This window comes from Micromonospora reichwaldensis, from assembly GCF_031845925.1.
In the GTDB taxonomy this organism is placed as follows: domain Bacteria; phylum Actinomycetota; class Actinomycetes; order Mycobacteriales; family Micromonosporaceae; genus Micromonospora; species Micromonospora reichwaldensis.
This window is the reverse complement of the sequence record NZ_JAVRFL010000010.1, coordinates 103,697-123,404: the sequence shown is the minus strand read 5'-3', so window position 1 is coordinate 123,404 and position 19,708 is coordinate 103,697. Positions and strand designations below refer to the sequence as shown.

The window sequence follows — 19,708 nt, the reverse complement described above, 5'->3', positions numbered from 1 at the left end:
ATACAAAATGCGATAGGAGAGGGCCCTTCCTTACACCTCAGTCCCTACACCTGGGTCAGGCTACGACGGAGACCATGCGGCCCTTGATCACGATGACCTTGCGGGGTTCCTTGCCGGCCAGCGAGGACGCGACCGCCTCCAGGGCCGCCGCGCGGACGGTCTCCTCGGACGCGTCGGCGGGGACCTCGACGCGGCCCCGCACCTTGCCGTTGATCTGCACCGGGTAGGTCACCGTCTCGGCCACCAGCAGCGCCGGGTCGGCGGTCGGGAAGTCCGCGTACGTCAGGGAGGTGTCGTGCCCCAGCCGGCGCCACAGCTCCTCGGCGACGTGCGGGGCGAACGGCGCCAGCATCAGCACCAGCGGCTCGGCCACCTCGCGCGGGGTCTCCGTCAGCCGGGTCAGCCCGTTGGTCAGCTCGATCAGCTTGGCGATCGCGGTGTTGAACCGGATCGCCTCCATGTCGCCGCGCACCCCGTCGACCACCTTGTGCAGCAGCCGCCGGGTCGCGGAGTCGGCGGGCGCGTCGGTGACCCGCAGCGCGCCGGTCTGCTCGTCGACGACCGCCCGCCAGACCCGCTGCAGGAACCGGTACGACCCGACGACCGCCCGGGTCTCCCACGGCCGGGACACCTCCAGCGGGCCCATCGACATCTCGTAGACGCGGAACGTGTCCGCCCCGTACGCGGCACACATCTCGTCCGGCGTGACCACGTTCTTCAGGGACTTGCCCATCTTGCCGTACTCGCGGTTGACCTGGGTGTCGCCCAGGTAGAAGCCGCCGTCGCGCTCGGTGACCTCCTCGGCCGGCACGTAGGCGCCCCGGGCGTCGGTGTACGCGTACGCCTGGATGTAGCCCTGGTTGAACAGCTTGCGGAACGGCTCGAACGACGAGACGTGCCCCAGGTCGTACAGCACCTTGTGCCAGAAACGCGCGTACAGCAGGTGCAGCACGGCGTGCTCGGCGCCGCCGACGTACAGGTCGGTGCCACCGCAGTCGCCCTCGCCGCGCGGCCCCATCCAGTACGCCTCGTTCTCCGCGTCGACGAAGCGCCCGGAGTTCGTCGGGTCCAGGTAGCGCAGCTCGTACCAGCACGAGCCGGCCCACTGCGGCATCACGTTGGTCTCGCGGGTGTAGCGCTTCGGGCCGTCGCCCAGGTCCAGCTCCACCTCGACCCAGTCGCGCCGGCGCGACAGCGGGGTCTCCGGGTTGCTGCCGGCGTCCTCCGGGTCGAACGTGCGCGGCGAGAAGTCGTCCACCTCGGGCAGCTCGACCGGCAGCATCTCCTCCGGCAGGGCGATGGCCGCACCCGTCTCGTCGTAGACGATCGGGAACGGCTCGCCCCAGTAGCGCTGCCGGGAGAACAGCCAGTCGCGCAGCCGGTAGGTCACCGCGCCCGTGCCGTGGCCGTTGGCCTCCAGCCACTCGATGATCCGGGCCTTCGCCTCGGCCACCCCCAGGCCGTTCAGGTCCAGGCCGCGCTCGGGCGCGGCGCTGTTGACCGCCGGGCCGTCCCCGGTGTACGCCTTGCCGTCGAAGCCCTCCGCCGGCTGCACGGTACGCACGATCGGCAGGTCGAAGACCTCGGCGAACGCCCAGTCCCGCTCGTCCTGGCCGGGCACCGCCATGATCGCACCGGTGCCGTAGCCGGCCAGCACGTAGTCGGCGACGAAGACCGGGACCTGCCCGCCGGTGACCGGGTTGGTGGCGTACGCCCCGACGAAGACGCCGGTCTTCTCCTTCGTGTCGGCCTGCCGCTCGACGTCGGTCTTGGCCGCCGCCGCCTTGCGGTACGCCTCCACGGCCGCGCGCGGGTTGGCGTGCCCGCCGGTCCACGCGTCCTTCGTCCCCTCGGGCCAGGCCGCCGGCGCCAGCGCGTCGACCAGCTCGTGCTCGGGGGCCAGCACCATGTAGGTGGCGCCGAAGACGGTGTCCGGCCGGGTGGTGAACACCCGGATCGGCGCGACGGCGGTCGGGAAGTCGATGTGCGCGCCCGTGGAGCGGCCGATCCAGTTGCGCTGCATCAGCTTGATCGGCTCGGGCCAGTCCAGCGTGTCCAGGTCGTCCAGCAGCCGGTCCCCGTACGCGGTGATCCGCATCATCCACTGCTTCAGGTTGCGCTTGAAGACCGGGAAGTTGCCGCGCTCGGAGCGGCCGTCGGCGGTGACCTCCTCGTTGGCCAGCACGGTGCCCAGCCCCGGGCACCAGTTGACCGGTGCCTGCGAGACGTACGCCAGCCGGTGGTCGTCGACGATCCCCCGGCGCTCGGCGACGGACAGCTCCGCCCACGGCCGCCCGTCGGGCGTGGGCCGGTTGCCGCCCTCGAACTCGGCGATCAGCTCGGCGATCGGGCGGGCCCGCTTCGCCCCGGTGTCGTACCAGGAGTTGAAGACCTGCAGGAAGATCCACTGCGTCCACCGGTAGAAGTCGGTGTCGATGGTGGCCACCGAGCGACGCTCGTCGTGGGCCAGGCCCAGCCGGCGCAGCTGCGCCTTGTAGCGCTCGATGTTGGCCACCGTCGTGGTCCGCGGGTGGGTGCCGGTCTGCACCGCGTACTGCTCGGCGGGCAGGCCGAACGCGTCGAAGCCCATGGCGTGCAGCACGTTGCGCCCCGCCATCCGCTGGTAGCGGGCGAAGCAGTCGGTGCCGATGTAGCCCAGGGGGTGGCCGACGTGCAGGCCCGCGCCCGACGGGTACGGGAACATGTCCAGCACGTACAGCTTCTCCGCCCCGGCGCGCGGATGACCGGGGTCTGCCAGCGGGCCGGTCGGGTTCGGGGCGTGGAACGTCCCCTCCCGCGCCCAGGCGTCCTGCCAGCGCTGTTCGATCTCCTCGGCCAGGGCCGCGGTGTACCGGAACGGGGGAATGTCGGCCGGTGCTGCCTCACTCATGGCGTCTCCTCGCTTCGCTCGTCGCCGCCGGCCACGCCACGGCCGGGCTGGGTGCTGACCTCGCTCGGCGCGGTCATGTCGGTCTGGCTCGGGTCTGTCCGCCGCCGGCGCCGCGCCGCCCGAGGGCCGGCGCCGGTGCCGGGTGCCGATCGCCGGGGCGTCCGGCGGAGGGCACAAAAAAGCCCCTCGCGCAGGAGGGGCCGCCGTGCTGTCGCGCGTCAGCGCATCAGCACGGCCCGGTAAGAAGCAGGAAGAATCCGGCCATGCCCGGGAGTGTACCCCGCCGTCCGGTCCCGCACGTCGCCCGCCGCCACCGGTCGGGACGGCGACCGCGGCCGTACGCGTCGCGGCAGCCCTTCGTGATCATCGCCGGCACCGAGAGCGACGGTCCGTTCCCCCGACCCGGCGAATGTTCGGTGCGTAACCGACCGTCTACCTGCGGGGGTCGGCGACGGCGACAAACATGGTTAGCCTGAGAGACCAGTGAGATTTCTGCGGCAGACGAGGCTCGGCGTCGCGAACCCTACGGCGGGTCCAGCTGCTCTATTCAGAGCTGCCGTCCGGCGACGAGGAGGAGGCCCGTGACACAACAGACCTGGGACGAGGTGGGCGGCGTGTTGCCGCACGACGAGTTCCGTGCCGCCAGCGAAGCCATCGTGTCGAACATCGAGCAGGTCATCGAGGGCAAGACCGCCACCGTGCGGCTCGCCCTGGCCGTCCTGCTCGCCGAGGGCCACCTGCTCATCGAGGACGTGCCCGGGGTCGGCAAGACCAAGCTCGCGAAGGCCATGGCCCGGTCGATCGACTGCTCCGTGCGCCGCATCCAGTTCACCCCCGACCTGCTGCCCAGCGACGTCACGGGGGTCAGCGTCTACAACCAGGAGACGCACGACTTCGAGTTCCGCCCCGGTGCGGTCTTCGCCAACCTGGTCGTCGGCGACGAGATCAACCGCGCCTCGCCGAAGACGCAGTCGGCGCTGCTGGAGTGCATGGAGGAGCGGCAGGTCACCGTCGACGGCGTCACCTACCACCTCCAGACGCCGTTCATGGTCGTCGCGACCCAGAACCCGATCGAGATGGAGGGCACCTATCCCCTCCCCGAGGCGCAGCGCGACCGGTTCACCGCCCGCATCGCGATGGGCTACCCGGACCCGAGCGCCGAGCTGGCGATGCTCGACGGGCACGGCGCGACGGACCCGCTGGACGAGCTGCGTCCGGTCGCCGACGCCAACACCGTGCGGCAGCTGATCGGCCACGTCCGGCAGGTGCACGTCGCCGACGCCGTCAAGCAGTACGCGATCGACCTGGTCACCGCCACCCGCGAGGTCGCCGACCTGCGCCTGGGCGCCTCCCCGCGGGCGACCCTCCAGCTCCTGCGCACCGCCCGCGCGGTGGCCGCCCTGGAGGGGCGCGACTACGTCCTGCCCGACGACCTCCAGGTGCTGGCCGTGCCCGTGCTCGCGCACCGGATCATCCCCACCGCCGACGCCCAGCTCGCCCGGCGTACGACCGATGCGATCGTCTCCGAGCTGGTGCACCGGCTGCCGCTGCCGCACGACCGCGGGCGCTCCCCGTACGACACCCGCCCCACGGGCGAGGGCAACGGCCGAGCCACGTACGAGCCGCGGAGGCGGTGACGTGCGCGACGGGCTGCGCGGGCTGACCACCCGCGGCCGTTCGTTCATCGCGGCCGCGGTCGCGGCGGCGGTCTCGGCCGGCATCCTCGGCGAGAAGGACCTGCTCCGGGTGGCCGTGCTGCTGGCCGTCCTGCCGCTGCTCGCCGCGGCCTACGTCGGGCGCAGCCGCTACAAGCTGGCCTGCAACCGGTCGCTGGACCCGCACCGGGTGCCCGTCGGGGCCAGCTCCCGGGTGGTGCTGCGGTTGCAGAACATGTCCCGCCTGCCCACCGGCACCCTGCTGCTGGAGGACCGGCTGCCGTACGCGCTGGGCAGCCGGCCCCGGGTGGTGCTGGAGCGGCTCGGCGCCCACCAGGCCAGCTCGGTGGCCTACACGGTGCGCGCCGACGTGCGTGGCCGCTACGAGGTGGGCCCGCTGGTGGTCCGGATGACCGACCCGTTCGGGTTGTGCGAGCTGAGCCGCGCCTTCCCGAGCACCGATCATCTGACCGTCATCCCGCAGGTCACGCCGCTGCCCTCGGTGCGCCTGCCCGGCGAGTACGCGGGCAGCGGCGACAGCCGGGCCCGCTCGGTGGCGGTGCACGGCGAGGACGACGCCGCCACCCGGGAGTACCGGATGGGCGACGACCTGCGCCGGGTGCACTGGAAGTCGACCGCGCGCACGGGCGAGCTGATGGTGCGCCGGGAGGAGCAGCCCTGGGAGAGCCGGGCCACCGTCGTGCTGGACACCCGCGCGTACGGCCACCGCGGCGACGGGCCGACGGCCTCCTTCGAGTGGGCGGTCTCCGCCGCGGCCAGCATCGCGGTGCACCTGCGGCAGGCCGGCTACAAGCTGCGCCTGGTCACCGGTTCCGGCGCGGACGTGGACGCGTCCGAGGCGGCCGGTGACGGGGTGCTCCTCGACCACCTCGCCGAGGTCCGGCTCGACAAGAACGGTGAGCTCACCACCCTGGTGCAGCGGGTCCGGCAACGGTCGGACGGCGGCCTGATCATCGGCCTCTTCGGCTCGGTGAGCACGGCCGAGGCCGAGCTGCTGGCCGGGCTGCGGGGCAACGGCGCCACCTGCGTCGGTTTCCTGCTGGACAGCTCCACCTGGCTCAACCTGCCCGCCAAGGCCCGGGCCGAGGCCGACCACGCCCACGGCGCCGCCGCGCTGGCCATGTTGCAGAGCGGCTGGCGGGTCATCGGCGTCGACCACGGCACGCAGTTGCCCGCGCTGTGGCCGCAGGCGGCCCGCGGCTCGCAGGGCTTCGCGCTGCGGGCGGCCATGGCCGAGACGGTGGCCGGCGGCATGCGATGAACGGAAGGGTCCCCTCATGATCGCCCACCGGAACCTGGGCTTCGTGGCCGCCGCGGCGACGCTGCTCGCCGCCGCGCCGCTGTCGGCCATCTTCGAACGCTGGACGTGGCTGATCCAGGCGACGATCGCGGTGGCCGTGGTCGCCGCCGTGGCCGCGCTCGCCCGGCTGGCGCGGGTTCCGCTCTGGGGCCAGGCGCTGGGCATGCTGGCCGGCCTGACGCTGGCCCTGACCTGGCTCTTCCCCGGCGGCACCGAACTGCTGGGCATCGTGCCCACCCCGTCGACCTTCACGCACTTCGGCGAACTGCTCGACGGCTCGCTGGAGGACATGCGCTCGTACGGCGTCAAGGTCCCCGACACCGACCCGCTGCTGTTCGTCACGGTGCTCGGGATCGGCGGGGTGGCCGTGGCGGTCGACGTGCTCACCGTCGGGCTACGCCGGCCGGCGCTGGCCGGCCTGCCGATGCTGGCGATCTACTCGGTGCCCGTCGCGGTCTACGTGGACAGCGTCCCGGCGGTGCCGTTCGTCGTCGGCGCGGCCGGGTTTCTCTGGCTGCTGGTGACCGACAACGTCGACCGGGTCCGCCGGTTCGGCCGGCGGTTCACCGGCGACGGGCGGGACGTCGACGTCTGGGAGGCCTCGCCGCTGGCCGCCGCCGGCCGGCGGCTGGCGGTGGTGGGTGTGGCACTGGCCGTGGTGCTGCCGCTGGCCGTGCCGGGGATGACGGGCGGGCTGCTGGACACGCTGGGCGGTTCGGGCAACGGCAACGGTAACGGGCGCTCCGGGCAGGGCGGCACCGGCCAGATCGACCTGTTCGCGGCGTTGAGCGGGCAGCTCAACCAGTCCGAGGTCGCCGACCTGGTCAAGGTCACCACGAACGAGCCCCGCCCCTTCTACCTGCGCTTCGGCGTGGCCGACAAGCTCACGCCGAGCGGCTTCCGCGAGGGCACCCCCACGGGCCGGCCCGTCGACGACCTGCCGGCGCCGTCCGCGCGGGGCGCCGAGCAGCGGACGTACCAGGCCACGGTCGAGGTGACGAAGACCCTCAACATGCCGCTGCTGCCGGTCTACACCGAACCGGTGCGCTCCGAGGGCCTCAACGGCAACTGGGCGTACGACCCCAGCCTCCAGGTGGTCTTCTCCCGCCGGGACAACTCGCGCGACAAGCGCTACTCGTTCGAGTACGTGCGCTCGACCTACACGCCGGCGGCCCTGCGCCGGTCGTCGCCGCTGCCCGCCGACCACGCCGTGCGGCGTCTGCATCCCGCGCCGCCGCCGGTGCCCGAGGTCGAGGAGCTGGTCTCCACCCTGGTACGGGGCAAGGACACCGAGTACGACAAGGTCCGCGCGATCTACGACCACTTCTCCGCGGACAACGGCTTCACCTACTCGCTCAGCACCAAGGGCGGCACCAGCGGGCGGGAGATCGTCGACTTCCTCGACAACAAGGTCGGCTTCTGCCAGCAGTACGCCGCCGCGATGACGTGGCTGGTCCGGGCCGCCGGCGTACCGGCGCGGGTGGCGTTCGGCTTCGCCAACGGCAGCAACTCCGGCGACGGCACGTACACGCTGACCAACCGGAACCTGCACGCCTGGACGGAGGTCTACTTCAACGAGGTCGGTTGGGTGCCCTTCGACCCGACCCCGGCGTACGGCGTGCAGGGCTCGACCCGGTCGGCGTGGGCGCCGGACATCGACGCCCCGGAGGCGGAGACGCCGACCGCAGGCCCGACGAGTGCCCCCGGCGACGTCGACCCGTCGGCCGGCCCGGCGGGGCCGGAGGGCCCCGAGGAGGACATCGACTCCGGCCTGGCCCTCGACGGCACGGTCCCGACCGACCAGGCTCCGGTCTGGCCCTGGTACGCCGCCGCGGCGGTGCTGGCCCTGCTCGCTCTGCTGGCCCTGCCGGCGCTGCGCCGCACGGCCCTGCGCCGCAAGCGCAGCGGTCCGGCGAGACCGGCCGCGGCGGCGGTGCGCCCCGGGGCCGCCGGCGACGCGCCCGCCGACGGGCGACGCATGGTGGTGGTGGCGGACGCGGAGCGGGCGCGGGCGGACGCGCACGCCGCCTGGGACGAATTGCTGGACACGCTCGTGGACTACCGGGTCCGCGTGGACCGGACGGAGACCCCCCGGGCGACCGCCGACCGGCTGTCCCGGGAGGCGCTCACCGCCGACGCGGGGGCGACCACGGCGGTACGCCTGCTCGGCCGCGCCGAGGAACGCGCCCGCTACGCCCGCGATCCACTGACCGGCGAGCAGCTCCTGCCGGCCCTGCGCACCGTACGCGCCGCGCTCGCCGCACAGACCGACCGGCGTACCCGCCTGGTGGCGGCGGTGCTGCCGCCGTCGGTGCTGCTGCGCTGGCGCACGGGCACGGCCGAGGCGTCGTCCCGGCTGGTGGCGGCGGGTGGTCGGGCCCGGCACCGGTTGCTGCGCTGGAACCCCCGTCGCCTGCTGGCCGGCCGCATGGCCCGCTGAACGACGGACGAACGGGCCGGTAGGGGCACCCGCCCCCACCGGCCCGTCGCGTTCGCGGGGCTCACGGGCCGACCGGGCGCAAGGGCCGACCGAACTCACCAGCCGACCGGTCTCACGGGCGGACGAGGCCGGCCGGATGCCGGACATCGGGAGATGCGGAGGATGCACGCCCCGGGGCGTGCGGAGTCGTCGGTGGCCGCCGGGCGTCCCGGCGGCCGACTGTTTGTCGCGCGGCCCGCCTCAGGGGCGGGCCGGGCTCAGCGGTGCCCCTCCGGGCGCTGCCGCCACCGGTCCTCCATCCGGTCCAGGATCGAGGGCCGACGACCCGACCGGCCGCGGGGGCGACGACGACTCGTCGTCCCGCCCACGACGTGCAGGTCCGGTGACTGTCCCCGACGGTGCGACTGCACCGCGAACGCGGCCGAGGCCAGCATGACGACGAAACCCGCCACTGCCAGCGGCGGAAGCTTGATCACCGCGCCATAGACCAACAGGGCCAGCCCAGCGATGATCACGCCGGCAGCGACGAGCAGGCGACGCCGCGCGTGGAAGCGCGGATCGCTGGCGCGCACGGCCGAGGCGAATTTGGGGTCCTCGGCAAGCGACCGCTCGATCTGCTCGAACAGCCGCTGCTCGTGCTCCGAGAGCGGCACGGCACTCCTCCCCGGTCACGTTGGTCGGCCCGGTCGGGCCGACAGACCGTGGCAGCCAACCGGCTGCTTACCCGCAAGTCTACGAGGGCCCTCGCGCGTCGGAAAGCGGGACGACCTACGGCCGGGGTGGATTTTCATTTCGTCGCCCCTCGCGGACCCCGAGCAGACTGGCCGGACCTATGACGGACCGCCCGAAACGGGCAGCGGCGGCGTCGGCTGCGGCCTCCGCCTCCCGCCAGCCCCGCTCGGGCGCACCGAGGGTGAGCTGCCGCGGGGTCTCCCGCGCGGCGGCGAGCCCCTCGACCCGTACGCCGACCAGACGGACGGGCTCACCCGGGTCGAGCGCGGTGTAGAGCGCCCAGACGGTGTCGAAGATCTCCCTGGCGACGTCGGTCGGCACGCCCGCCGTGCGGGAGCGGCTGACGGTGCGGAAATCGGTCAGCCGCACCTTGAGCGACACGGTGCGCCCGACCTGCCCGGCCCGGCGCAGCCGGATGCCGACCTTCTCGGCGAGGGCGAGCAGCGCCCGGCGGATCTCCAGCGGGTCGGTGACGTCCACGTCGAAGGTCACCTCGGCGCCGATCGACTTCTCCGCCTGCTCGGGGGTGACCCGGCGCGGGTCACGCCCCCAGGCCAGCTCGTGCAGGTGGGCGGCGGACGCCTCGCCGAGCGCCTTGCGCAGCATGCCGACCGGGGCCTCGGCGAGATCGCCGATCGTGGCCAGGCCCAGCCGCCGCAGCGTCTCGGTGGACCGCTCCCCCACTCCCCACAACGCCGACACCGGCAGCGGGTGCAGGAAGTCGAGCACCCGGGTGGCCGGGACGACGAGCAGGCCGTCGGGCTTGGCGCGGGTCGAGCCGAGCTTGGCCACGAACTTGCTCGGCGCGACGCCGACGGAACAGCTCAGCCCCTGTTCCCCCGCGACCCGCTCGCGGATGCGCCGGGCGATGGCGGCCGGCGGGCCGAAGAGCCGCCGGGCGCCGGCCACGTCGAGGAACGCCTCGTCCAGGGAGAGCGGCTCGACCAGCGGGGTGACGTCCCGGAAGATCTGCATCACCGCGGCGGAGGCCGCCGAGTACTGCGTGAAGTCCGGCGGCAGGTAGACCGCGTGCGGGCAGAGCGCCCGGGCCCGGGCGGTGGGCATGGCGCTGCGTACGCCGTAGCGCCGGGCCTCGTAGCTGGCGGAGCTCACCACCCCGCGCGGACCGGTGCCGCCGACCACGACGGGCCGACCGCGCAGCTCCGGCCGGCGGCGGACCTCGACCGAGGCGAAGAAGGCGTCCATGTCGACGTGCAGGATCGGGCAGCCGGAATCGTCGGCGTCCGGCCCGAACCGGGGATCGCCACCCCGGGGCAACGACTGGCTGCGGCCCATCCCCGCAGGCTAGCCCGGGCCTGCGACATCCCCGGCCGGCGGGCCGGGCGCGTCAGCCGCGTACGACCAGCAGCGGGATCGCCATCTCGGCCGCCGTGTCCGCCCCGTGGTACGCCACCAGCCGGGAGACCGCCGGCGGCTCGGAGCGGGAGGCGGTCACCGCGTACGTGCCGTTGCAGATCACCACCACGTCGCCGATGCGCGCCAGGTGTTCCTCCGCCACCGGACCGAACCAGCCGGCGGCCACCACCTCGTCGCGGGTACGCACCCGGGCCGCGTCGCCGAGCACCGCCGACCAGGCGGCCACCACGTCGTCCACGGCGCCGGGGGCGACGTGCAGGTAGCGGACCCGGGGCTCCCCGGCGACCACCTCCAGCCCGGCGCGCAGCCGGGGGTCGGTGTCCAGGTCGAAGCGGTCTTCGGCCGGCACGTCGAGCTGGCCGTGGTCGGCCGTGACCAGCAGCGCCGCGTCGGGCGGCAGCCCGTCGACGAGCCGGGCCAGCAGCCGGTCCACCTCGGCCGCGGCGATCCGCCACGGCGCCGAGTCGACGCCCGTGAGGTGGCCGTGCCGGTCCAGGTCGGGGTGGTAGCCGGAGACCAGCGTGGGTCCCGCTCCGGCGGCGAGGGCGGCGAGCATCCGTTCGGCGAGCGCGTCGACGCCGGCCGCGCCGCGGTAGTCGCCGCCGCGGTTGGCGGCCAGCGTCAGCCCGCTGCCACCGAACTCCGGCCGGCTCACCACGGTCACCGCCACCCCGGCGGCGCGGGCCCGTTCCAGCTGGGTACGCACCGGCTGCCAGCGCAGCGGCGCCGGATCGGCCGCCCACTCGATGTGGTTGAGCACCCGGTCGGTCGCCGGCACCCGCACCGTGAACCCGAGCACGCCGTGCGCGCCGGGGGCGGCGCCGGTGCCCAGCGTCACCAGGCTGGTCGGCGTGGTCGACGGGAAGCCGGAGGTCAGCTGCCGCCCGACGGCGGCGGCGAGCCCCACCAGGGTCGGCGCGTACGGGGCGGCGGTCGGGATCTGGTGCCAGCCGAGGCCGTCGACGAGCAGCACCGCGATCCGGCGTACCCCGGGCAGCGCGGCCCGCAGCCCGAGCGGGTCGGTGGCGCCGGGCACGTCGAGCACGGCGAGCGCGGACGGCAGGACGTCGGCGAGGCTGGCGTCGCCGTAGCGCGGCCCGACGATCTCCAGCGTGGGCCCGGGCGGGTGCGGCGGGTCGGTCACGGGCGGCGGGCGAACAGGTGCAGCTGGGCGGCGAGGTCCCGCCAGGGCGCCCGCGCGGCGAGCGCCCGCTCCAACTCGACCAGGGCGGCGGGCTGGCCGTCGGCGACGGCGGCGGGGAGCAGGTCGGCGAGCACGCGTACGCCGTGGATCTGCTCGACCACGAGCCCGGCGGCGGTGAGCAGCGCGGCGGCGCCGTCGGCGTCGTAGCGCCGGCGCAGGGTGTCCCGGGTGCCGGCGGTGCCGGCCGGATCGGCGGCCAGCGCGGCGGCGACGTCCAGGTGCCCGTTCATGGCCCGGCCGAGCACGGCGGCGGCCCGGTTGGCGACGAGCACGCTCGCGGCGCCGCCCGGCCGCAGCGCGGCGGCCAACGCCGCCACCACGGCCGCCGGGTCGTCCACGACCTCCAGCACGGCGTGGCAGAGCACCAGGTCGGCGCTGCCCGGCTCGACCAGGCCGGCGAGCGCGTCGCCGTCACCCTGCACGGCGCGGACCCGCTCGGCCACGCCGGCCTCCGCGGCCCGGCGGGTCAGCGCGGCGAGCGCGTCGGGACTGGCGTCGACCACGGTGACCCGGTGCCCGGCCTGGGCCAGCGGCACGGCGAAGCCGCCCGTGCCGCCGCCGACGTCGAGCACGGTCAGCGCGGTGCCGGCGCGGCGCTCCAGCTCGGCGCGCAGCACCGACCAGATCACGGCGGTACGGGGGGTCAGCGGCGGCCCGGCGAGCCGGCCTGGGGTCTGCTCCACCCGGTCGAGCCTAGTCACCCGGTCCAGCCGCACCGAGCCGCACCTGTGGCGGCCCGGCCGGCTCCGGGTGGGAGGTCAGGACTCGCCGGCAGCGGCGTCGTCCTCGGCCCGCGACCGCAGGGCGTTGGCCACCGGGCCCTCGACGATCTCGTACTCGCGCGGCTCCGTGTGGTGGCTCGGGGTCCAACCGGCGCCGAGCCGGGTCCGCCGGGAGTTCGCCACCCCACCGTTACCGTCGTTGTTTCCCATGATCGTTCGTCCCCCTCGTGCTCGCGCGGGCCACTCTGCCCGCGCGAGCTGGAGTGTCCCTCCATCCAGCCCGGAAAACCGTAATGTGGATCACTGCCGTCAGCGGAAGTCGCGCGAGGGCGGACTGACCGGGGGCTCGATGGCGTCCAGCCGGTCGGCGGTGAGGTTGATCACTCCCTCGTGCCGTTGCAGCCGCCCCCGCACCACCAGCGCGGCGCTCGTGCGGGCCACCCGCCGGTAGCGCTGCCACAGGCCCGGGGAGCAGGTGACGTTGAGCATCCCCGTCTCGTCCTCCAGGTTGAGGAAGGTGACCCCGCCGGCGGTCGCGGGCCGCTGCCGGTGGGTGACGATCCCGCCGACCCGGATGCGTCGCCCCGGCTCCACCCCGCCGAGCCGGGCGATCGGCACCGCGCCGAGCGCGTCGAGCCGGGGGCGGATGAAGCTCGCCGGATGGCTCTCCGGCGACAACCCGGTCGCCCAGACGTCGGCGACCAGCCGCTCCATCGCCTCCATCCCGGGCAGGGTCGGCGCGGTCGCGCCGGTCACCGTGCCCGGCAGCCGGCCCGGCCGGTCCTGGGCGGCCGCGCCGGCGGCCCAGAGGGCCTGCCGCCGGGACAGCCCGAAACAGGCGAAGGCGTCCGCGGTGGCCAGCGCCTCCAGCTGCGCGGCGGTGAGACCCACGCGCCGGGCCAGGTCCGGCATGTCGCGGTACGGTCCGCGCGCCGCCCGCTCCGCCTCGATCCGCTCGGCCACCCCGTCGCCGAGGGTACGCACGCCGGAGAGCCCGAGCCGGACGGCGGGCCCGTTCAGCCCCCAGGTGTGCGGCGGCTCCCCCGGCGCGCTGCCCCACCGGGTCTGCGGGGTGGACTCCAGCACCGCCAGGGCGCCGCTGGCGTTGATGTCCGGCCGGCGCACCTCCACCCCGTGCCGGCGGGCGTCGTCGACAAGCGTCTGCGGCGAGTAGAAGCCCATCGGCTGGGCGTTGAGCAGCGCGGCCAGGAACGGCCCCGGGTGGTAGCGCTTGAGCCAGGAGCTGGCGTAGACCAGGTAGGCGAAGCTCATCGCGTGGCTCTCCGGGAAGCCGTAACTGGCGAACGCGGAGAGCTTGTGGAAGACGTCGTCGGCCAGCTCGCCGGTGATGCCCCGCCCGGCCATGCCCGCGTAGAGCCGGTCGGCGATGCGGGCCATCCGCTCCGCGGAACGCTTCGCGCCCATCGCCCGGCGCAGCTGGTCGGCGCCGGCGGCGTCGAAGCCCGCCAGGTCGATCGCGAGCTGCATGAGCTGCTCCTGGAACAGCGGCACGCCGAGGGTCTTCTCCAGCGCGTTGCGCATCAGCGGGTGCGGGTAGGTCACCGGCTCCTGGCCGTTCTTGCGCCGGATGTACGGGTGCACCGAGCCGCCCTGGATCGGGCCGGGCCGGATCAGCGCCACCTCGACCACCAGGTCGTAGAACTCGCGGGGCTTCAGCCGGGGCAGGGTGGCCATCTGGGCGCGGCTCTCCACCTGGAACACCCCGACCGAGTCGGCCCGGCAGAGCATGTCGTAGACCTCGGGATCGTCCAGCGTCATGTCCCCGAGGTCCAGGCTCATGCCGATCATGTCGTAGCCGTAGTGCAGCGCGGAGAGCATGCCGAGCCCGAGCAGGTCGAACTTGACCAGGCCGACGGCGGCGCAGTCGTCCTTGTCCCACTGGAGCACGCTGCGGCCCGGCATCCGCCCCCACTCCACCGGGCACACCTCGATCACCGGCCGGTCGCAGATCACCATGCCGCCCGAGTGGATGCCCAGGTGCCGGGGGAACGTCTGCAACTCGTTGGCGTACGCGACCACCTGCTCGGGGATGTCCGCCACGTCGACCGGGGCCACGGAGCCCCAGCGGTCGATCTGCTTGCTCCAGGCGTCCTGCTGGCCGGGCGAGAACCCGAACGCCTTGGCCACGTCCCGCACCGCCGAGCGGGGCCGGTAGGAGATGACGTTGGCGACCTGCGCGGTGTGCTCCCGGCCGTAGCGGGCGTAGACGTGCTGGATCACCTCCTCCCGGCGGTCGGACTCGATGTCGACGTCGATGTCGGGCGGGCCGTCGCGCTCCGGGGCGAGGAAGCGCTCGAAGAGCAGCCGGTGCCGGACGGCGTCCACGTTGGTGATCCGCAGCGCGTAGCAGACCGCCGAGTTGGCCGCCGAACCCCGCCCCTGGCAGTAGATGTCCTGCTCGCGGCAGAACGTGACGATGTCGTAGACCACCAGGAAGTAGCCGGGGAAGCCCAGCGCCTCGATCATGTTCAGCTCGTGGTCGAGCTGCGCGTACGCCCTCGGGTGCGCCTCGGGCGGGCCGTAGCGCTCGCGGGCGCCGGCGTGGGTCAGGTGGCGCAGCCAGCTCATCTCGGTGTGCCCCGACGGCACCGGGTACGCCGGCAGCCGCGGCGCGACGAGCTGGAGGTCGAAGGCGAGCTCGGCGCCGAACTCGGCGGCCCGGGCCACCGCGCCGGGGTAGGCGGTGAACCGGGCCGCCATCTCGGCGCCGCCGCGCAGGTGGGCGGTGCCGGCTGCGGGCAGCCAGCCGTCGATCTCGTCCAGGCTGCGCCGGGCCCGGACGGCCGCGACGGTGGTGGCCAGCCGCCGCCGGCCCGGGGTGGCGTAGTGCACGTTGTTGGTGGCCACCGTGGGCAGGCCGGCCGCCGCCGCCAGCTCGGCGAGCGCGTCGTTGCGGTCGGCGTCCACCGGGTGCCCGTGGTCGGTCAGCTCCACCGCCACCGTCTCCGCGCCGAACAGGGCGGTCAGCCGGTCCAGCTCGCGGGCCGCCGCGTCCACCCCCTCGGTGAGCAGCGCCGACGGCACGTGCCCCTTGCGGCAGCCGGTGAGCACCAGCACGTGGTCGCGCAGCTCGGCGGCGATCTCCTCCAGCTCGCCGTAGACCGGGCGGCCCTTCTCCCCACCGCGCAGCTGGGCGCGGGCGATGGTCGAGGCGAGCCGGGCGTATCCCTCATGGCCGTGGGCGAGCAGCAGCAGGTGCCGCCCGAGCGGATCGGGCTCGCCGTTCTGCGGGCCGAGCAGTTCCAGGGAGAGTTCGGCGCCGAAGATCGTCGGCAGATGCAGCGCGCGGGCCGCCTCGGCGAAGCGCACCACCCCGTAGAAGCCGTCGTGGTCGGTGACGGCGAGCGCGGTAAGGCCCAGCCGGGCCGCCTCCTCGGCCAGTTCCTCCGGGTGGCTGGCGCCGTCGAGGAAGCTGAAGTTGGTGTGCGCGTGCAACTCGGCGTACGGCACCGCGTCGTCGGGGCGGGCCACCTCGGGCGGCTGGTAGTGCTCCCGCCTGCGGCTCCAGGCGGGAGAGTCGCCGCCGTCGGCGTCCACGGCCAACGGGTCGACCACGTGCAGGTGCCGCTCGTCGCGTACCCGGCTGCCCTCCCCGGCCCGCCCCTCCCCCAACCTGCCCGCACCCGCTCGGCCCACACCCGCACCAAGTCGCTCCTCGCCCGACGCCCCCGCCTCCACGCCCGGCCGACCCACGCCCGTCCCGCCGCCCGCACCCGGCCGCCCCGCGCCCGATCCGCCGGTGCCGGAGTCCCGACCGGAGAGCACCCGCTCCAACTCCGACCAGGGCAGCTTCGGGTTGTGGAAGCTCATCAGAGCCCCTCCGGGCGGGCAGCCGGAGAGATCTTGGTGAGTTTGAGCCCCTGGAGGGGCCGAAACTCACCAAGATCCGAGAGCCTGCGTCCGACGGTCCCGTCAACGGGGCAACTCGACAGCGTCGGCGGGCCGGCTGGCGAAGCCTCACGCCAGCCGAGCCGACCCGCCGGCAGGGCGTCGGGCCGAGCGGGGCAGCGGGGGCGGGGCGGGGGCCGGTCCAGGACCGGGCGCTCAGTCATAGATCGCCTCCACCAGCCACCGCCCGGCCTCGACGGCGAGCAGCAGGGCCGTACCGTCGGCCAGGCAGACCTGGAACCGGGCCCGGCGGCGGGCCTCGGACGGCGCCCACCAGCGCTCGTCGACCGGCCAGGGGCCGGCCCAGCCGACGATCTCGACCGGCCGGGCGGCGCCCACGGTCAGCCGGGCCGGCTCGGCGCTGACCTGGAGCCGCGCGCTGACCTCGACCGGCGTGCCGGCGGCGTCGTGCACGACCGCGGCGAGCGGGTCGGGCAGCACCACGGCCGGCGCTGGTGGCGGCAGGCGTCCCGGCCACGGCGGCGGGACGGGCCGGGCCGGAAGGCGTTCGTCGCCCCACGGCACCAGGCGCACCTGGTCGGCCGGCGAGCGCCCGCCGCCGAGCACCGCGGTCACCACCGCCTCGGGGCCGAGGATGCCCTGCACCCGGCTCAACGCCCGGTGCGCCCGCTCCCGCTCCTCGCCGGTCTCCCCCCACAGGCCGGGTTGCAGGCCGGCCTGCGCGACCACCCCGTCCGGGACCAGCCGCAGCCGGATGATGCCCGCCGTCGGGCGGGTCGGGCGGGTGCCGGCCCGGCCGGTGCTGCCGGATAGCCAGCCGTCGAGCTGCCAGCGCACCCGGTCGGCGATGGCCGCGGCGGTGAGCAGCCCGTCGTGCCGCCAGACCCGGTGCAGTTCCTGGCCGTGCGCGGTGACCGCCTCGATGCCGAGACGGGTGCAGGCCAGCCCGTGCGCGGCGAGCCGGTCGTGCAGCCGTTCGGCCAGTGCCCGGGCGGCGAAGGCCGCCGCGTCGACCCGGTCGAGCGGCTCGTCGTGGTCGGCGGTGACCGCGAGGTCGGCCGGGGGTTGCCGGACCGCGAGCGGACGGTGGTCCCGCCCGGCCGCCAGCCGGTGGGCCAGCGCACCGTCGAAGCCGAACCGGGCCAGCACGTCGCCGGCGGGCAGCGCCGCGAAGTCGCCCAGGGTGCGTACGCCGAGCCGGCGCAGCAGGTCCGCCAGGGCCGGGCGGCCGAGCGCCTCGACCGGCAGGTCGGCGAGGAACCGTGGTGTCCCGCCGGGCGGAACGACCCGTCCGTCGCGGGCCGCCAGCCCGGCGGCGAAGACCCCGTCGGCGATGCCGACCTGGCTCTCCACCGCGCAGGCCTGGGCGACGTGCTCGACGATCCGCTCGGCGGCCGCCTCCTCACCCCCGAGGTAGCGGCTCGGCCCCCGGGCCGCCACCGCGCACGCGCCGGGGCGTACCACCTCGACGCCGGCGACCAGTTCCTCGACGGCGGCGACCACCGGTTCGAACGCCCGGGCGTCCCGTCCGGGGTCGTACTCGACGGCGGTGAGCTGTGGGCATCGGCCCTGGGCCTCACGTTTGCGCAGCCCTCGGCGCACCCCTTCGGCGCGGGCCCGCTCGGAGCAGGCGACCACCCGGTTGGCGTGCAGCACGGCGACCGCGTCGGTGGCCGGCACTCCGTCGACGATCTCCGCGGCGAGCACCGGCCAGTCCGGGCACCAGAGCAGCAGGGTCCGCACGGGCGCGGCGGTCACGTCGGGCCGACCAGGGTGAGCACGGCGGTCACGTCGGACCGACCAGGGTGAGCGCGGCGCGACGGGACGGGGCGGTGGGCGCGGAGGCGACGGCCGGGCCGACCTGGCGGAGCCGGCCGGCGGTCGACCGGCCGGTGGCGGAGACGGCGGCGGCGGGAGCGGAGCGGGGAATGACCCGGGTGAGCCCGTCCCCGGGCAGCCAGACCTTGATCTCCTTGGGACGGGCGGCGGCTCCGCGGCCCCGCGCGGAGACGGTGACCTCGCGGCGACGCAGCCGGCCCCGCCCCTGCCCGAGCCCCTCCCAGGCGCCCCGGACCACCTGGAGGGTCACGTCCGCGCCGTCCCACCGCCCGTACGGGACGAGGACGCTGCCGCGCTGCCGGGCCCGGGCGGCCAGCCGGTTGGCGACCGAGGCGGAGACCGTCGTCGGTACGGCGGCGACCACGACGTCCACCCCGTCGATCAGCGCGGCGATGACGGTGGCCCACTCCGGGCCCGGGTGGGGCACCAGGGCGAGCCGGTCCAGGGCGATGCCCAACTCGGCGGCGGCGCCCGCCCCGAACGTCGGGACCCCGACCACGGCGCACCACGAGCCGGCCCGGGACGCCTCGGCGAGCAACGCCAGGACCAGCGAGGTGCCGCCGCTGCGCCGGGGCTGGCCGGTGGCGACCGCGATCGTGCTGCCCCGTCGCAATCCCCGGTTGGGCAGCAGCCCGGTCAACTCGGGGGCCACCGGCAACAGCCGGTGACCGGTCGCCGGGTCCGGCGCGCTCGCCGGGCGCACCAGACCGGCCAGTGCGGCGGAACCGACCACCATCCGGCCCGCCATCGGACCTACCCCCCGTCGTGCTGTCGGATCAGACGTGCGCGTGCCGCGCCGGGGCCACCGGTCGCCGCCGGCTGGCCGGGTGCCCGGGTCAGGCCGCGAGGCCGTCGAGTGCCGGTTGGTGGGCCACGCCGAGCGCGGCCTCCACGACCGTGACGAACTGCTCGGCGGAGCGCAGCAGGTCGTCGGCCTCCCGGGCGGTCACGACCCGTGGGATGCCGGCCTCGGCGGCGGCCCGCTTGCTGGCGCCGAGGGCGAAGAACCGGGCCCACTCGTCAAGCTCGGGGGCGACACCGGAGAGCAGGATCCAGACGCTGGTCACCCGGTGGCGTCGGGTGGGGGCAGGACGCGCCCGGGCGGCGAGCACGGCCGCGGCCGCCCGGAGCGCGGCCAGGTGGGCGGCGGCGTAGCGGAGGCCGTCGGGACGGGTCTGGGCGGCCTCGGCCAGCCCGCGCCGGGCCACCGCGAGAAGCTGGGCGGGGGTGCGGTGCGGCAGCACGTGTGCCGGCACCGTCGGTGCCTGAGCCGGGTTGGTCGGCATGGGACTGTCTCCTCCACGTGGCCGAGGCGACGCCCCGGAGACGGCCCTGGGCCGCCGGCGGGACGCCGGGTCGAGTGGTGCGGAGGAAGACGCACCGGTGGGGTGGCCGGCCGGGTGTGGACGCTTCCCCACACCACACCCGGCCGGCGTTACCGGCGGGTTCGTCGCCCGCCGCCCGGGGGTCGTGGGCGGCGGGCGACGCTCCTGCCTGACGGGCCCGGACTCGCGACTGCCCGGGACCCAGGTGCGGCCCGCGGAGCCGCACCGCCCGGAGCCGCGCCGCGAAACACCGCCCCGGATGGTTGGAACGGGCGTTCGAGGCAATCGAACACTCGTTCTAACTGCTGCTGACAGTACACCCTCCCTCCGACG

13 protein-coding genes are annotated in these 19,708 nt (G+C 75.1%); 3 read left to right on the top strand and 10 right to left on the bottom strand.

The genetic code is table 11. The features are described from left to right. Positions 1-55: 55 nt before the first annotated feature. Complete coding sequence (leuS, locus tag RM555_RS10785; RefSeq protein ID WP_311411612.1) at positions 56-2,890, bottom strand: leucine--tRNA ligase; 2,835 nt, start codon at positions 2,888-2,890, stop codon at positions 56-58. A 581-nt stretch (positions 2,891-3,471) separates the two neighbouring features. On the opposite strand from leuS, the gene RM555_RS10780 reads away from it, so the two are divergent. Genes RM555_RS10780 through RM555_RS10770 form a run of 3 tightly spaced genes read left to right on the top strand, consistent with a single transcriptional unit; the run spans position 3,472 to position 8,306 of the window. After that, positions 3,472-4,527 carry an AAA family ATPase gene (locus tag RM555_RS10780; protein WP_311411611.1) on the top strand — a complete coding sequence of 352 codons (1,056 nt, stop codon included), beginning with the start codon at positions 3,472-3,474 and terminating at the stop codon, positions 4,525-4,527. Position 4,528: 1 nt separating this feature from the next. Then, positions 4,529-5,827, top strand: coding sequence for a DUF58 domain-containing protein (locus RM555_RS10775; RefSeq protein WP_311411610.1), 1,299 nt, complete (start codon positions 4,529-4,531; stop codon positions 5,825-5,827). A 16-nt stretch (positions 5,828-5,843) separates the two neighbouring features. Further along, entirely contained in the window at positions 5,844-8,306 is a 2,463-nt protein-coding gene (locus RM555_RS10770) for a transglutaminase TgpA family protein (RefSeq protein ID WP_311411609.1), read from the top strand. 257 nt (positions 8,307-8,563) lie between these two features. Here RM555_RS10770 and RM555_RS10765 read toward each other — a convergent pair whose 3' ends face one another. The 9 genes from RM555_RS10765 to RM555_RS10725 all read right to left on the bottom strand — a co-directional run bounded on the left by RM555_RS10765 (position 8,564) and on the right by RM555_RS10725 (position 19,336). Continuing rightward, complete coding sequence (locus RM555_RS10765) at positions 8,564-8,959, bottom strand: DUF3040 domain-containing protein (protein ID WP_132236265.1); 396 nt, start codon at positions 8,957-8,959, stop codon at positions 8,564-8,566. 115 nt (positions 8,960-9,074) lie between these two features. Further along, positions 9,075-10,334: a DNA polymerase IV gene (locus RM555_RS10760; protein WP_311411608.1), complete on the bottom strand. Its 1,260-nt coding sequence runs from the start codon at positions 10,332-10,334 to the stop codon at positions 9,075-9,077. A gap of 52 nt (positions 10,335-10,386) precedes the next feature. Next, the gene (locus RM555_RS10755) at positions 10,387-11,559 is read right to left on the bottom strand and encodes an alkaline phosphatase family protein (protein ID WP_311411607.1); all 1,173 of its coding nucleotides are present in this window, start codon (positions 11,557-11,559) and stop codon (positions 10,387-10,389) included. After that, complete coding sequence (locus RM555_RS10750) at positions 11,556-12,320, bottom strand: methyltransferase domain-containing protein (RefSeq protein WP_311411663.1); 765 nt, start codon at positions 12,318-12,320, stop codon at positions 11,556-11,558. Before RM555_RS10750 ends, RM555_RS10755 begins: the two co-directional genes overlap by 4 nt. A gap of 57 nt (positions 12,321-12,377) precedes the next feature. After that, positions 12,378-12,551, bottom strand: coding sequence for a hypothetical protein (locus RM555_RS10745; RefSeq protein ID WP_311411606.1), 174 nt, complete (start codon positions 12,549-12,551; stop codon positions 12,378-12,380). Positions 12,552-12,650: 99 nt separating this feature from the next. Beyond that, positions 12,651-16,172 carry an error-prone DNA polymerase gene (locus RM555_RS10740; RefSeq protein ID WP_311411605.1) on the bottom strand — a complete coding sequence of 1,174 codons (3,522 nt, stop codon included), beginning with the start codon at positions 16,170-16,172 and terminating at the stop codon, positions 12,651-12,653. 234 nt (positions 16,173-16,406) lie between these two features. Further along, a complete protein-coding gene (locus RM555_RS10735; RefSeq protein ID WP_311411604.1) occupies positions 16,407-17,969 on the bottom strand; it encodes a DNA polymerase Y family protein in 1,563 nt (520 codons plus the stop codon). Positions 17,970-17,997: 28 nt separating this feature from the next. Beyond that, positions 17,998-18,798 (bottom strand): hypothetical protein, encoded by an 801-nt coding sequence (locus tag RM555_RS10730; RefSeq protein ID WP_311411603.1) that lies wholly within the window; start codon positions 18,796-18,798, stop codon positions 17,998-18,000. A gap of 88 nt (positions 18,799-18,886) precedes the next feature. Next, positions 18,887-19,336, bottom strand: coding sequence for an SAV_6107 family HEPN domain-containing protein (locus tag RM555_RS10725; RefSeq protein WP_311411602.1), 450 nt, complete (start codon positions 19,334-19,336; stop codon positions 18,887-18,889). Between the last annotated feature and the right edge of the window lie 372 nt (positions 19,337-19,708).

What these genes read in the sequence shown, in the direction of transcription:
- RM555_RS10730 (WP_311411603.1), bottom strand. Translation starts at nt 18,798, where the DNA reads ATGGCGGGCCGGATGGTGGTCGGTTCCGCCGCACTGGCCGGTCTGGTG.
- RM555_RS10740 (WP_311411605.1), bottom strand. Translation starts at nt 16,172, where the DNA reads ATGAGCTTCCACAACCCGAAGCTGCCCTGGTCGGAGTTGGAGCGGGTG.
- leuS (WP_311411612.1), bottom strand. Translation starts at nt 2,890, where the DNA reads ATGAGTGAGGCAGCACCGGCCGACATTCCCCCGTTCCGGTACACCGCG.
- RM555_RS10760 (WP_311411608.1), bottom strand. Translation starts at nt 10,334, where the DNA reads ATGGGCCGCAGCCAGTCGTTGCCCCGGGGTGGCGATCCCCGGTTCGGG.
- RM555_RS10725 (WP_311411602.1), bottom strand. Translation starts at nt 19,336, where the DNA reads ATGCCGACCAACCCGGCTCAGGCACCGACGGTGCCGGCACACGTGCTG.
- RM555_RS10770 (WP_311411609.1), top strand. Translation starts at nt 5,844, where the DNA reads ATGATCGCCCACCGGAACCTGGGCTTCGTGGCCGCCGCGGCGACGCTG.
- RM555_RS10745 (WP_311411606.1), bottom strand. Translation starts at nt 12,551, where the DNA reads ATGGGAAACAACGACGGTAACGGTGGGGTGGCGAACTCCCGGCGGACC.